This is a genomic window from Microbacterium sp. UMB0228 (genome assembly GCF_002871415.1).
Taxonomy (GTDB): domain Bacteria; phylum Actinomycetota; class Actinomycetes; order Actinomycetales; family Microbacteriaceae; genus Microbacterium.
The window spans coordinates 26,109-38,743 of record NZ_PNFU01000003.1 but is presented as its reverse complement, the minus strand read 5'-3'; the positions used below and the strand labels follow the sequence as shown (position 1 = coordinate 38,743).

General features: G+C 71.6%; 14 protein-coding genes and 1 pseudogene. 10 read left to right on the top strand and 5 right to left on the bottom strand.

Features of this window, described 5'->3' with window-relative positions; translation table 11 throughout:
• Positions 1–3: 3 nt before the first annotated feature.
• Entirely contained in the window at positions 4–378 is a 375-nt protein-coding gene (locus CJ226_RS07395; RefSeq protein ID WP_102208795.1) for a VOC family protein, read from the bottom strand.
• Between the two features lie 111 nt (positions 379–489).
• Here CJ226_RS07395 and CJ226_RS07390 point away from each other — a divergent pair, with 111 nt between their 5' ends.
• From CJ226_RS07390 to CJ226_RS07380, 3 genes are all read left to right on the top strand, one after another.
• Entirely contained in the window at positions 490–696 is a 207-nt protein-coding gene (locus tag CJ226_RS07390) for a hypothetical protein (RefSeq protein WP_062636800.1), read from the top strand.
• A gap of 50 nt (positions 697–746) precedes the next feature.
• Entirely contained in the window at positions 747–1,181 is a 435-nt protein-coding gene (gene soxR / locus CJ226_RS07385; protein ID WP_025102542.1) for a redox-sensitive transcriptional activator SoxR, read from the top strand.
• Between the two features lie 151 nt (positions 1,182–1,332).
• Positions 1,333–1,671: an ATP-dependent DNA ligase gene (locus tag CJ226_RS07380; protein ID WP_102208794.1), complete on the top strand. Its 339-nt coding sequence runs from the start codon at positions 1,333–1,335 to the stop codon at positions 1,669–1,671.
• A 37-nt stretch (positions 1,672–1,708) separates the two neighbouring features.
• Here the strand turns inward: CJ226_RS07380 and CJ226_RS07375 are convergent, their stop codons facing one another.
• The gene (locus CJ226_RS07375) at positions 1,709–3,127 is read right to left on the bottom strand and encodes a serine/threonine-protein kinase (protein ID WP_102208793.1); all 1,419 of its coding nucleotides are present in this window, start codon (positions 3,125–3,127) and stop codon (positions 1,709–1,711) included.
• Positions 3,128–3,261: 134 nt separating this feature from the next.
• Between CJ226_RS07375 and CJ226_RS07370 the strand changes: the two genes are divergently transcribed.
• Positions 3,262–4,662, top strand: a complete 1,401-nt coding sequence (locus CJ226_RS07370) for a threonine/serine exporter ThrE family protein (RefSeq protein ID WP_062636797.1) — start codon at positions 3,262–3,264, stop codon at positions 4,660–4,662.
• A gap of 75 nt (positions 4,663–4,737) precedes the next feature.
• Here CJ226_RS07370 and CJ226_RS07365 read toward each other — a convergent pair whose 3' ends face one another.
• Positions 4,738–5,229 (bottom strand): DUF1269 domain-containing protein, encoded by a 492-nt coding sequence (locus CJ226_RS07365; RefSeq protein ID WP_025102547.1) that lies wholly within the window; start codon positions 5,227–5,229, stop codon positions 4,738–4,740.
• Positions 5,230–5,397: 168 nt separating this feature from the next.
• Here CJ226_RS07365 and CJ226_RS07360 point away from each other — a divergent pair, with 168 nt between their 5' ends.
• Together CJ226_RS07360 and CJ226_RS07355 are read left to right on the top strand one after the other, a co-directional pair.
• Positions 5,398–6,228 (top strand): zinc-ribbon domain-containing protein, encoded by an 831-nt coding sequence (locus CJ226_RS07360; protein WP_102209118.1) that lies wholly within the window; start codon positions 5,398–5,400, stop codon positions 6,226–6,228.
• Positions 6,229–6,337: 109 nt separating this feature from the next.
• Positions 6,338–6,682 (top strand): hypothetical protein, encoded by a 345-nt coding sequence (locus tag CJ226_RS07355; protein WP_102208792.1) that lies wholly within the window; start codon positions 6,338–6,340, stop codon positions 6,680–6,682.
• A gap of 27 nt (positions 6,683–6,709) precedes the next feature.
• Here CJ226_RS07355 and CJ226_RS07350 read toward each other — a convergent pair whose 3' ends face one another.
• A complete protein-coding gene (locus tag CJ226_RS07350; protein ID WP_102208791.1) occupies positions 6,710–7,366 on the bottom strand; it encodes a metal ABC transporter ATP-binding protein in 657 nt (218 codons plus the stop codon).
• A 55-nt stretch (positions 7,367–7,421) separates the two neighbouring features.
• Here CJ226_RS07350 and aztB point away from each other — a divergent pair, with 55 nt between their 5' ends.
• From aztB to aztD, 4 genes are read left to right on the top strand one after another with little or no spacing between them, the layout of a single operon-like run.
• Positions 7,422–8,288, top strand: a complete 867-nt coding sequence (gene aztB, locus CJ226_RS07345; protein ID WP_257996560.1) for a zinc ABC transporter permease AztB — start codon at positions 7,422–7,424, stop codon at positions 8,286–8,288.
• Between the two features lie 20 nt (positions 8,289–8,308).
• On the top strand, positions 8,309–9,535 hold the full coding sequence (locus CJ226_RS07340) for an ABC transporter (RefSeq protein ID WP_102208789.1): 1,227 nt from the start codon (positions 8,309–8,311) through the stop codon (positions 9,533–9,535).
• A gap of 1 nt (position 9,536) precedes the next feature.
• Complete coding sequence (gene aztC, locus CJ226_RS07335) at positions 9,537–10,451, top strand: zinc ABC transporter substrate-binding protein AztC (protein WP_102208788.1); 915 nt, start codon at positions 9,537–9,539, stop codon at positions 10,449–10,451.
• A 29-nt stretch (positions 10,452–10,480) separates the two neighbouring features.
• Positions 10,481–11,680 (top strand): zinc metallochaperone AztD, encoded by a 1,200-nt coding sequence (aztD, locus tag CJ226_RS07330; RefSeq protein ID WP_180964562.1) that lies wholly within the window; start codon positions 10,481–10,483, stop codon positions 11,678–11,680.
• A gap of 64 nt (positions 11,681–11,744) precedes the next feature.
• Here aztD and CJ226_RS07325 read toward each other — a convergent pair.
• Positions 11,745–12,635 (bottom strand): annotated as a pseudogene (locus CJ226_RS07325) (hypothetical protein); the annotation flags it as partial.

The following is a 12,635-nucleotide window of genomic DNA, read 5'->3' as shown; positions in this document are numbered from 1 at the left end:
TGGTCAGGACGCGTGCTGGATGAGCCCGAGGAAGTTCCTGTCCGGGTCGAAGAACTTCAAGAACAGGGCGAAGCCGCCGTCATCGAAACTCACGACGTCGACGCCCTCGGCCGCGCACCGTTCCGCGAGGGCGTGGATCTCGGTCGTGCGCAGGAAGAAGAGAGGCCGCTCCTCCCCCGACACCGTGAGCTTCATCGGCGCGTGCCCCGGCGCCTCCCAGAGCATGAGATCCGGACCGCCTTCGGCGCGGAGCATGGCGCTCGACCCGTAGTCCGTGAGGACGCGGAAGCCGAGCAGACGCTCGTACCACGCGATGGACGCCGCGAGATCGGAAACGGGAAGCTGGACGTGATCGAGTCCGGCGACGACAGCTGCCATGGGGAACCCTCCGTGGTCGTGTCCGTTCACCGTAGCGCCCACCACGGACCACAGCCCACGCCGGATGACAACCCCCTGGGCACCACCCCGGAGAGCGCGGACCCTGGGGTCATGAGCCACCACCCCGATGACATCAAACAGCCCTTGGACCACCTCCCGCCGGCGGACGAACGGGACAAGGCGGTCGAGATCGACGAGCCGCACTATCCGACGTCCGGCACACCCACCGATCGGCCGGACGTGACGCCGGAGACCGCGGCCGAGCCGGACAAGCCGAACCGCCACGGCGTCGACAAGCTTCCGCCGACCTCGCGCTGACCGTTCCGCCCGTTCCTCAACTATTGTTGAGGTCTACGGGAAGGCGGCTGATGGAACCGGACGATCTCCTCCCGATCGGGGAGGTCACCCGACGCACGGGCGTCGCGCCCTCCGCGCTGCACTTCTACGAGCAGCTCGGCCTCATCGCGTCGACGCGCACGCCCGGCAATCAGCGACGCTATCGCCGCCACATGCTGCGACGGATCTCGATCATCGTCGTGGCCAAGCGCATCGGCATCCCGCTCAGCGAGGTGCAGGAGCTCTTCCAGACCCTGCCCGTGGACGCGCCGCCTTCGCACGGCGATTGGCGCCGCGTGGCCAAGCGCTGGCGCGCCGAGCTCGAAGAGCGGCGCACCCAGCTCGAGCATCTGCAGCGCGAGCTCGCGGGCTGCATCGGCTGTGGCTGCCTGTCTCTCAAGGCCTGCCGCCTGCTGAACCCCGAGGATGCCCTCGGCGAGAGCGGCCCCGGCCCCCGCCGCATCTGAGAGCGGCGACCTCCGCCTCGGCCGGCTGGACGAAGGTGGGGTGGTGCAGAGCCCGGATCGGTGAGAGCGTGGAGACATCCCCACCAGCGATCAGTATGGTTGCGCCTCTTGGCAACGGGTTCCTGTGGAGATGGAACGAAGGATCCATCGAATGGGCAAGTTCATCTATGAGGGTGGTCCGAAGATCGAGATCGAGGACCGCGCTCTCACACATGTCCAGCTCGTCATGACGGCGAAGCTCCGGCGAGGCGAACCGATGCCGTTCTCGTGGAAGGAAGACGCCTCCGTCGGCGGCGGCCGGACGACGGTCTGGGTGCACGCGCACTCGAACATCGTGTTCAAGTTCTTCGGCAGCAGGCCTCCGGCGATCAACCGGCGGTGGGTGGACGCGCTGGAGTACACCGCGAACACGCCGAACGGTCTGTATCTGGTGCCGGAGCCGACCGAGTCGAGCACCGCCTCCCGGCAGCTGGCGGATCTCAACGCCTGACACCGGCTGCCGAACGCGAGGGCGCGGCCCCGGGGACTCAGTCCTCGAGGTCGGGGTCCTCCTCTTTCGCCTTCTCGGCGCGCTCCTGGGCCTTCTCCGCTTCCTTCTCGGCGCGCTCCTCCGCCTTCCGCTGCTCGTCAGCCGCCTTCTGCGCGGCCTTCTCCGCGGCTTCCTGCGCCTTGTCGACCTTCTCGCCGTCCTGCCCGCGGGGCACCGGTTCCGGTGCCGGTTCCGGAGCCGGGGCCTCGACCGGGGTCACCGACTCGTCCACCTCCTCCGGGACGGTGACGGGCACGATGACCGTCGGCGTGGACGACGAGCGCGGGGTCGGCTCGGTGTCCACAGGGGTCACCGCGGGATTCGGGTTGAGCGCTCCCGCCGCCCAGAGCGTTCCGGCGACGGTGACGGCGACCGCGACCGCCACGGCTCCGGTCAGGAATCCGCGGCGTCGCCGGGCCCGCTGCACTCGAGGAGTCCGGGCGCGGAGCATCCCGACCTCGGGAGACGAAGGAGTGGGCAGCACGAGGGTTCGTGTCGAAGCAGACGGACCGGCCGGCTCCTGCTCCGCGAACGCTGCGGCGGCGATCGGGGCCGGCACCGGCGGTCGCGGCGGAATCGACGGGTCGTGCGCGAGCGCGGAGACCGCCGCGAAGACGCCGGCGGCGCTCGGCCGGTCCTTCGGATCCGTCGCGGTCATCCGCTGCAGCAGCGCGGACCACGCCGGACCCACGGATTCCGGGATCGCGGGGGGATCGATCAAGCGGGCCAGGGTGGCACCGATCCCCTCGGCCTCCGCGAAGGCGCGCTCTCCCGTGAGCGCTTCGCGCAGGACCAGGCCCAGCGCATAGATGTCGGCGGCAGGCGCCGGCGCCGCGCCGTTCAACTGCTCCGGCGCCAGGTATGCCGCGGTACCGATCACGGTTCCGGGCGACGTCAGCCGGGCCGCGTCCACGAGCACCGAGATCCCGAAGTCGGCGAGCTTGGCGCCCGACCGGCTCCCGGCGAGGGAGCGCCCGGTGAGCAGCACATTGGAGGGCTTGATGTCGCGGTGGACGATCCCCGCGCCGTGCACGACATGGAGGGCCTCCGCCAGATCGGCCGCGAGCGCCGCCACCTCGTCCGAGGGCAGCGGCCCCTGGGCGATCCGCTCGGCGAGGGTCGGGCCGTCGACGAACTCCATGACCAGGTATTCGGCCCGTCCCGGATGCAGTTGCGCGTCATACAGCGTGACCAGCGCGGGGTGGTTGAGGGAGGCGAGCACGGTCATCTCGCTGCGGGCGCGCTCGGAGGCGGCGCCCTGTTCGGTCTCCGCGCGGAGCATCTTGATGGCGACCGTGCGCCCGAGCAGCGAATCCTCCGCGCGGTACACGCGGGCCATCCCGCCCTGCCCGACGCACTCCCGGAGATGGTAGCGCCCATCGAGCAGCGCCTCCGTGGGAAGCGAGTCATCCGTCATCGTCGAATCCTCCTGCCACGGCGTCGGGAGCGGCGCGGCGAAACCCCACTGTAGAAGCAGGGCCGGGGGCCGTCTCGGGCCTTGACAGACGGGCCGTCGATCGGGTGGCCCTCGTCCGCGGGAGAATGGGAGATATGCCCGCGCGTTCCCCCCAGCGACTGCTCCTGTCCGTCCGCCGGCTGCTGCACACGGATCCGTCCGCCGTCGCCCACACCGAGGCGATGCCCGTGATCGACGAGCACACGGTGCCGCGGGTCCTCGATCTGGCGACGCGCATCGGGGAGTCGATGTTCGCGGTCGGCGCCTCCGCGCACGAGGTCACGCTCGCGATCACGCGCGTCTGCGAGGCGTACGGCCTCAAGGGCGTCCAGGTCGACGTGACCTACAACTCGATCACGGTGTCCTTCCACCTCAGCGGGGAGGTGTGGCCGGAGACGCTCGTCCGCGTGGTCCGCGTGGCCGCCCCCGACCACGCCAAGCTGCAGCGCGTGCAGGCACTCGTGGCCGACATCGACGGCGGACTGGACCTGGAGGCCGCGCGCACCGCGTTCCGGGTCATCCGCCGCGTGCCGTTCCGCTATCAGCAGTCCGTGGTGATCGTCGCACGGGCGCTCCTCGCGGTCGGCGTGAGCATCATGCTCGGCGCCTCCCCGCTCATCGTGGGCCTCACTTTCGTCGCCGCGTTGGGGGCGGCGCTCACCCAAGCGGGCCTCGCCCGGCTGCGGGTACCGCTGTTCTTCAGTCAGATCGCCGGAGGCCTCGTCACCACGGTCGTCGCGGTCGCCGTCTCGGCGCTCGGCAGTGCGGGGATCGAACCGTTCGTCGGCATCCGCCCCTCGATCATCGTCGCCTCGGGCATCGTGCTCATGCTCGCGGGACTCACGGTGGTGGGCGCCGCGCAGGATGCCATCGACGGCTTCGCGCTCACGGCCGGCGGCCGCATCCTCGACCTCACGATGCAGACGCTCGGGGTCGTGATCGGCATCCTCGTCGGCCTGGAGCTCGGCGGCGTGCTCGGCTTCACGATGGAGCTGCCGGACGATCCCGCGCCCTTCGGCCCGCTGCTCAACCAGTTCGTCGGGGCCATCATCATCGCGGTCGCCGTGGCCGTGTTCAACGGCGCGGGCATCCGCATCATCCTCGTCAGCGCCCTGCTCAGCGCCGTCACCCTCGCCGGGTACGCGGGCACCGTCGCGCTTCAGCTCCACCCGGCCGCGGCGAGCGCGGTCGGAGCACTGCTGGCGAGCTTCATCGGCATGCTCATCGCGCACAACCTGCACGTGCCCTCGGTCGCGGTGACGACCGCCGCGATCGTCCCGCTCGTGCCCGGTGTCGCGGTGTTCCAGGGCCTCCTCGAGGTCGTGCACGCAGCGGGCACCTCCACCGGGATGCTCACCGTCGGCGGATCGCTGATCGACGCCGCCGTGATCGGGATCGCGCTCGCCTCCGGCGCCTCCCTCGGCCTCTACCTCGGAACGCCGGTGCGAGCGACCCTCGCCGGCGTCGCGAAGACCAGGGCGCGCGTGCGCCGCTGACCCGGCGCGGTCATCCCGCCGACACGACGATGCGCCCGCCGCGGACGGATCCACGACGGGCGCATCGGTCGGCGGTCAGTGGCCGCCGAGGTCCTTGACCAGCTCGGCCTCGTCCTCCTTCGACAGCGAGGTCTGCACGACGGTGCCGTTGTACGGGGCCAGCGCCTCGGCGAACTTGTCCTCGGTGAGCTTGAGCGCGTAGATGACGACGGCGGACTTGCCGGCCGTCACGGTGGCCTTCACGCGGTCGCGGAACTCGGCGTCGATGCCCGTCTTGTCGAGGCCGGAGAACAGGGCCCCGAGGAGGCCGCCGAACACCAGGCCGGCGACCGGGATGAAGAACAGGATGCCGATCAGCGCACCGAACAGAGCGCCGGAGGCGACGCCGAGGCCGATCCGGCTCCCGGCGCCCGGGTACTCCACCTTCGTCTTGCCCTCGCCGTCCACCTTCACGAGCGCGAGGCCGGCGAGCTCGACGACGAGGTCGTCCTGCAGGGCCTGGACGCGGTTGTAGGCACCCTCCGCGTCGCTCTCGGTGTCATAGGAGATGACGATCAATTCAGCCATGGTTTCCTGCTTTCGGTTGCGATCGGAGATGCTCTCCACGCGCGCAGAGGCACCGGTCTTCGCCACCGACCCTAGGCGCGCGCCTTCCGAGAGGACAGAGCCGCCGGAGATGTTCACCCTGGTGACTCCGCAACGGCGATGTCCGTGGCCCCGCCTACCGTCGCTGTCGTGCCCGAGCCCGTGCAGCAGTGGTGGGCGAGACGCCAGTTCTCGCGAGGACTCGACGTGCCCTATGCGGTCGGCACCTACCGGGCGGCGTGGGCGGCCTACCCGGAACTCATCCGCCAGTACCACCCGGAGCACAATCACGGCATCGCCCTCTCGCAGATCCCGTTGGCGGCCGATGTGCTGCTCTGCTGGGAGTGCGCCGTCGGCCACCTGTTCGCGGCGACCCCGACCGAGCAGCGCGAACGCCCCGGGAGAGTGCGACGGCGCTCGTCCTGGTGCCCCGAGTGCGCGGCGCTGGCACGGCCGCAGCCGGTGGTCCTCGGCGAGGCGCGGGCGCTCCCCGCACGCCCGAAGAAGCGGGCGCCGGCGCTGTGCACGAAGACTCCCGCGCTGCCGACGGGGACCGCGTTCCTGAGCGTGTGCGCTCCGAAACCCGCCTCGGCCGCCGAGGGGAAGCTCCGGCAGGCGCTCACCGAACGGCTGCTGTTCCCCGACGACGTCAACGCCATCAAGGTCGCGCGGCCGTTCTTCCGGCATACGGAGGTGTGGCCCGACATCCTGCTCCCGGACCTGCGGATCGCGATCGAGTACGACACGGTCGGCCGGCATGGGCTCGAGCACGTCGGGAAGAGGGAGGAGGCCGACCGTCGGAAGGACCGCGCGGTGCGGGGCGCCGGCTGGGAGGTGGTGCGCGTGCGGATGGGGAAGCTCGAACCGCTGGGACCGTTCGACCTCCCGCTCGCCTCCCTCGGCGCGAGCGGCATCACCCGGCTGGTCGACCGGCTCCGCGACATCCGTGGCGCTCTCCTCGTCGACGCCTACCTGCGCTGACGCGCGGTGCCTCACCCAGTTAGATACTCGAAGGCGGAGCGATTTAACCGTTCTCGCCCGCGAGCGCAACCCCCGTGCGCGACGGCGGCGGGCAGGCGATGATGCCCGCATGAAACTCGTCTCCTACGCCGGCCAGCAGCTCATCACCTCTGACGACGTCGCGGAGACGCTGCTCGCCCTGGCCGCCGCCATCGCCAGGGAGGGCGAGTCCGAAGCGGTCGAGATCCCGATCCTCCTGGAGGGCGAGAAGGACTGGGCCGACCTCCTCGTCGGCGTCGGCAACGACGTGCTCGTCAGCCCCCACCACACCGGGGAACCCGATCCCGACTTCTCCGCCGAGGTCGACGAACTGCAGGCCCACCGCCTGTTCCCGAAGCAGCGGGGTGACTCGTCGTCTCCCGGCGACATCGAGGTCCCCGCGCTCTCCGACTTCGACATGGGCCACGGCCTCTAATCGCGCTTCGCTGAGCGACTACTCCCCTCAGCGCGACGCAGAGAGCCTCATGCCGTCGCGGAGCGCGACCTCGCGGTCGGCATCGGCGATGAGGGTCGCATCGTGCGTGACACAGAGGACGACCGCGCCGCGATCCGCCTCCTCGCGCAGCACTGCCCGGATGCGACGGACCGATGCGGCGTCCAGGGCCGTCGTCGGCTCGTCCACGAGCAGGACGTCTGCTTCCCCCGCGAGCCCTTGAGCCAGGAGCACGCGCTGCTGCTGGCCGCCGGACAGCGTCGCGAACGGCAGACGCTGCAGAGTCGACACGGCGGTGCGCTCCATCGCCGCCGCCACCGCCGCACGCGCCCGCCGATCCCGCCGCCGGAAGGCCCCGAGCCGACGCCACGTCCCGACCGTCACGACGTCTCGCGCCGTGAGCGGAAGGCCCGGAGGCACCGCGGCGCGCTGCGGCACGAAGGCGATCGGACCGGTCGCACTCCGCCGCCCCCTGGTCGGTGAGCGCACCCCGGCGGCCACCTCCAGGAGCGTCGACTTCCCCGCGCCGTTCGGACCGGTGACGACGACGAACTCCCCCGCCTCCATCTCCAGGGTGACGCCGCGCAGGGCCTCGTGGTCTCCGAGCCGGACGGAGACGTCGTCGAGACGCAGGGCGCCGTCGGCAGGACGGGGGGTTCTTGTCATGTCTCCAGTTTATGAATTTGATAATCATTCTCAAGTACAAATAGGCTCGCGTTCCGTGACCCCCTCGCTCGCCGCCCTGCTCACCCCGTTCACGCTCGAGTTCTTCCAGCGCGGACTCGTCGGCGGCGCTCTCGTCGCGGTCCTCTGCGGGGTCGTCGGGACCTGGGTCGTCGTCCGCGGGATGGCCTTCCTCGGTGAGGCCCTGGCGCACGGAATGCTGCCCGGCGTCGCGCTGGCCACGGTGCTCGGGGCACCCGTGCTCGTCGGCGGGGCGGTCAGCGCCGTCGCGATGAGCATCGGCATCGGCGCCCTGCAACGACGCGCCCGGCTCTCCTACGACACGAGCATCGGACTGCTCTTCGTCGCGATGCTGGCGCTGGGGGTGATCGTCATCTCCCACTCCGGGAGCTTCGCCACGGATGCCACGGCGATCCTCTTCGGCGACATCCTCGCGATCACCCGCGCCGATCTCCTCCTGCTCGCCGCGGCCGCGGTCGTGGGAGTGACGGTCGCCGCCCTCTGCCATCGGCCGTTCGTCGCGCTCGCCCTCGATGCCCGCATCGCGACGGTGCTCGGGCTGCGTCCCCGGTGGGCCCAGGCGGCCCTGGTCGGACTGGTGACCCTCGCGGTGGTGGCGTCGTACCAGGCGGTGGGCTCGCTGCTCGTCGTCGGTCTGCTCCTCGCCCCCGCGGTCGCCGCCGGACAGTGGACGTCGCGCCTGCCCACGCGGATGGCGCTCGCGTGCGCCTTCGGCGTGGCTGCCGTCCTCGCCGGTCTCCTCGCGTCCTGGTATGCGGCCACCGCCGCGGGAGCGTCCGTCGCCGCCGCCGCGATCGCCCTCGCCGGTCTGTCCTGGGCGGCGCGGGTCGCCGTGCGAACCCGACGGCCGATCGCCCCTCCCGTCCCTGTCGCCGCCTCCTGACTCGTCCCGAAAGGCTCTTCGTGCATTCCCGCCTCCTTCTCCTCATCACCGTCGCCGCCCTGACTCTCCCCCTCACGTCCTGTGCCGGGCCCGCGGCGCAGAGCCCCGCCACCTCCTCCTCCGCCGGAGACGGCCACGGCGCGATCGCCGGAGCGGAAGAGGTCGCGGAACCGCAGCTCGGACTCACGACCATCGACGCGCAGGGTCGGGTCACCCACCTCGACCTCCTGGACGAGAGCGTCACCGACATCGGCACGGTGGCCGCCCCGGAGGGCATGACGACCGACGGCCGGTACCTCTTCGCAGACACCGGCGACGGCGTCGAGGTCGTCGACAGCGGCGTCTGGACGTGGGACCACGTCGACCACTTCCACTACTACCGCGCCGATCCCGGCCTGCTCGGCACGGTGGAGGGCGACGGCGCGGCGACGGTCGCGACGACGAACAGCTCGACCACCGGCGGCACCGGCATCTCCTTCTCCGGATCCGGAGACGCTGTCCTCCTCGACACAGAGGCCCTGTCGAAGGGGGAGATCCGTGAGCTGTTCCGCATCGAGCGCTCCCCGCACGAGGGGCTGGTGGTGCCGGCCGGGTCGTTCGCGCTCGTGACCGAGGCCGAGGGGGAGACGGGCGGAGTCGTCGTCGGCTACACGGCGGACGGCGAGCCCACCGGCCTCCGGGAGGACTGCGCCGTACCGACCGGCACGATCACGACCAGGGTCGGCGCGGTCATCGGCTGCGCCGACGGTGCCCTGCTCGCCCGTGTCGAAGCCGGGGCGCTCACCGTGGACCGCATCCCGTACCCGGACGGAGCGCCGGCCGGAGCCGTGTCCGCGTTCCACAACCGCGAGGGGCGCCCCACGGTCGCCGGCCTCGCCGGACCGACCGACATCCGGGTCCTCGACACCCGCGCGCAGGCCTGGACGCTGCTCACCGCCCCCACTCCCCTCGCGCAGGTCACCGCGGTCGGCGATGAGGACGACACCCTCCTCGCGCTGACGCAGGACGGACGCGTGCTCGTGCTCAGCGCGCTCGACGGGACAGTGCGGACGGAGACCACCCCGCTCGTGGCGGCATCGCTGGCGGCGGACGAGGCTCCGGCCCTCATCGCCGATCAGCACCGCGCCTATCTGAGCGGCCCGGCGGAGCACCGGCTGTTCGAGATCGACTACGCCGACGACGCCCGCCTCGCGAGGACCTTCGATACCGCCGACGCCCCGGCGTTCGTCGCCGAGACGGGACGCTGACATGCGCCTCCTTCGCCCTCTCGCCGCCGTTCTCGCCGCGCTCACCGCCGCCGCTCTGACCGCCTGCGCCCCTCCCGCCGATACGCGGCCGGTGGTCGTCGTCTCGACGAACATCCTGGGCGATGTGGTCGGCGAGCTCATCGGCGATCAGGCTCGCGTCGTCACCCTCATGAAGCCGAACGCCGACCCGCACTCGTTCGAGATCTCGGCGCAGGAGGCCGCCACGCTGCGGGTCGCCGACCTGCTCGTCTCCAACGGACTCGGGCTCGAGGAGGGTCTGCAGCAGCATCTCGACGCGGCCGTCGCGGCCGAGGTGCCGTCCTTCGTCGCGGGCGACGCGATCGACGTCCTGGACTACCGCGACGGCGACGCCGCGGGAATGCCGGACTCCCACTTCTGGACCGATCCGGCGCGGATGATCGACGTCGTCGACGCCCTGGAGCCCGCCCTGGCCGCGCTCGACGGGGTCGACGCCGACGTCCTCGCGGCGCACGTCGCCGACTATCGCGAAGAGCTGAGGGCGCTCGACGCCGAGATGACGAGCGCGTTCGCCCGCATCCCGGACGACCGTCGAGCGCTCGTCACCAACCACCACGTCTTCGGCTACCTCGCCGACCGGTTCGACTTCGACGTCGTCGGCGCCGTCATCCCGGGCGGGACCACGCTCGCGGCCCCCTCGGCCTCCGACCTCGCCGATCTCGTGGGTGCCGTGGAGGAGACGGGTGTGCCCGCCGTCTTCGCGGAGTCCTCCTCCCCCGACCGCCTCGTCCAGGCGCTCGCCGACGAGGCCGACGTCCACGTCGCGGTGATCGAGCTGTTCACCGAGTCGCTCACCGCGGAAGACGGCGGCGCCCCGGATTACCTGACCATGATGCGCGTCAACACCGAGCGCATCGCCTCCGGTCTCACCCGCTGAGACCATCCCTCACAAGAAAGAAGCACCGCATGAAGACACTCTCCCTGCGCCGGGCGCTGGTCGGGGCCGTCGCCCTCGGCGCCGCCGTGACGCTCGCCTCCTGCTCGACCACGGCCGGAGCCGGCTCCGCCGCGAGCGACGCCCCGGAACCGGGCGCCGGCCCCCGCGTGGCCGTCTCGTATGAGGGCGGCATCCTCGTCCTCGACGGCGAAACCCTCGACACCGTGGCCGACTTCGACTCCGAGCCGTTCACCCGCCTGAATCCGGCCGGCGACGGTCGCCATGTCATGGTGACGATGAGCGAGGGCTTCCAGGTGCTCGACACCGGGGCCGGGTCAGCCGACGAGGCGGTCCTGACCGACACGGTGTTCGCGGCCGACACCCCCGGCCACGTCGTCCGCCACGGTGGCAAGACCATCCTCTACGCCGACGGCACGAGCGACACCACGATCTTCGACACCGCCGACCTCGGCGACGGCGGTCTCCCGGAGGTGGAGACCGTCGACGGCGTCGAGGCGCACCACGGCGTCTCGGTGCTGTTGGAGGACGGCACGTTCCTCACCACGGTGGGCGATGCGGACGGTCGCAGCGGCATCGTGGTGCGCGATGCGGACGGTACGGAGATCGCCTCGTCCGACCAGTGCCCCGGCGTCCACGGCGAAGGCACCGCGGCCGACGAGGTGGTCGTCTTCGGCTGCGAGGACGGCGCGCTGGTCTACAAGGACGGCGAGATCACCAAGCTCGCCGCTCCCGACCAGCCATACGGCCGCATGGGCAACGCGTACGTGAGCGAGACGAGCCCGATCATCGTCGGGGACTACAAGAACGACCCCGACGCCGAGGGCTACCTGCTCGGCGCCGTCACGCTCATCGACACCGCGGCGATGACGTCCGAGGTCGTGTCCCTGCCCGAGGGGGCGGAGTACACGTTCCGCGACGTCGCGCGCGGCCCGGGCGACCTGGCCTACATCCTCGGTGCCGACGGCGCCATCCACGTGCTCGACCCCGAGACCGGCGAGATCACCGACTCCTACCCCGTCATCGAGGCGTGGGAGGGGCCGGCCGAGTGGCAGGACCCGCACCCCGCGATCGTCGTCGCCGGCGACATCGCGTACGTGACCGAGCCCGCCGCGGACAGCGTGCACGCGGTCGACCTCACCACCGGCGAGGTACTCGCGAGCGCCGAACTGGAGGTCACGCCGAACGAGATCGCGCCGGCCGCCGGCTGAGCCTCGACACGGCGGGTCCGTCCTCTCGGGGGCGGACCCGCCGTGCGTGGGCGGAGAGGTCGGATCAGCGCGATCCGGGATGCCCGTGCCGCGTGCGCCGAAGCCGCCGCGCCGCGAGGAGCGCGGCTCCGAGGAGGACGAGCAGACCACCGGCGCCTGCCGCCGCGGCCGCGCCCGGCGCGAGACCCGTCGTGGCCAGGTCGGAGGCCGCCCCACCGTCCGCCCCGGTCGCCGTCCCGGGGTCGACATCCGTTCCCGGATCCGGGTTCTCGGGTTCGGGTTCCGGCTCGGGCTCGGGGTCGGGACCGGAGCGGGGGTCGTAGACGTTCGTCACCGTGCACACGGTGTCGACCCCTGCGGTCACCTGGACGACGTCGCCCTCCAGCGCGCCCCCGGTGCACTCCCAGCCGTCGCTGCGGTAGTCCGCGGTGGGCGCGCCCGCGACCGCCCGCTCCGAGAGCCGGAACGCACCGGCCCCGAGCGGAGCCAGGGTCACCGCCGTCTCGCCGGACGCTCCCTCAATGCGCGGGCGCGGGAACTCCCCGCCACCGATCGCACGCAGGGTCCAGTCCGTGGCGGCGGCGGGCCCGGCCGGGGCTCCCGGACCGTCCCCGACGACGGTCTTCCGGAGCGTCAGAGTGCCGCCGACGAAGGTGTTCGTGGCGGTGCAGATCGCGTCTTCCCCGAATCCCAGCGTCGCCGTGGTCCCGTCCCAGGTCGTGCCGGTGCAGGACCACTCACCCTCATAGCCGCTCGGGCCGTCCTCGGAGAAGATGTACTCCCCCGGCGGAAGCTGCATGTCGGTGACGAACTCCGACCCACTGGGGCCGGAGAGCGCCGCGTTGCCCGGACCGCGGGCTTTCAACTCGAAGTCGCCGGGCACCGCGCGTCCGCGCTCGCCGTTCATGACCTGCTTGACGAGAGTCAGGCTCGGCGTGATCGATGCATTGGTGAG

Bases quoted from the DNA above. Each gene is read 5' to 3' on its own strand.
- CJ226_RS07395 (WP_102208795.1), bottom strand. From the start codon at position 378: ATGGCAGCTGTCGTCGCCGGACTCGATCACGTCCAGCTTCCCGTTTCC.
- CJ226_RS07390 (WP_062636800.1), top strand. From the start codon at position 490: ATGAGCCACCACCCCGATGACATCAAACAGCCCTTGGACCACCTCCCG.
- soxR (WP_025102542.1), top strand. From the start codon at position 747: ATGGAACCGGACGATCTCCTCCCGATCGGGGAGGTCACCCGACGCACG.
- CJ226_RS07380 (WP_102208794.1), top strand. From the start codon at position 1,333: ATGGGCAAGTTCATCTATGAGGGTGGTCCGAAGATCGAGATCGAGGAC.
- CJ226_RS07375 (WP_102208793.1), bottom strand. From the start codon at position 3,127: ATGACGGATGACTCGCTTCCCACGGAGGCGCTGCTCGATGGGCGCTAC.
- CJ226_RS07370 (WP_062636797.1), top strand. From the start codon at position 3,262: ATGCCCGCGCGTTCCCCCCAGCGACTGCTCCTGTCCGTCCGCCGGCTG.
- CJ226_RS07365 (WP_025102547.1), bottom strand. From the start codon at position 5,229: ATGGCTGAATTGATCGTCATCTCCTATGACACCGAGAGCGACGCGGAG.
- CJ226_RS07355 (WP_102208792.1), top strand. From the start codon at position 6,338: ATGAAACTCGTCTCCTACGCCGGCCAGCAGCTCATCACCTCTGACGAC.
- CJ226_RS07350 (WP_102208791.1), bottom strand. From the start codon at position 7,366: ATGACAAGAACCCCCCGTCCTGCCGACGGCGCCCTGCGTCTCGACGAC.
- aztC (WP_102208788.1), top strand. From the start codon at position 9,537: ATGCGCCTCCTTCGCCCTCTCGCCGCCGTTCTCGCCGCGCTCACCGCC.
- aztD (WP_180964562.1), top strand. From the start codon at position 10,481: ATGAAGACACTCTCCCTGCGCCGGGCGCTGGTCGGGGCCGTCGCCCTC.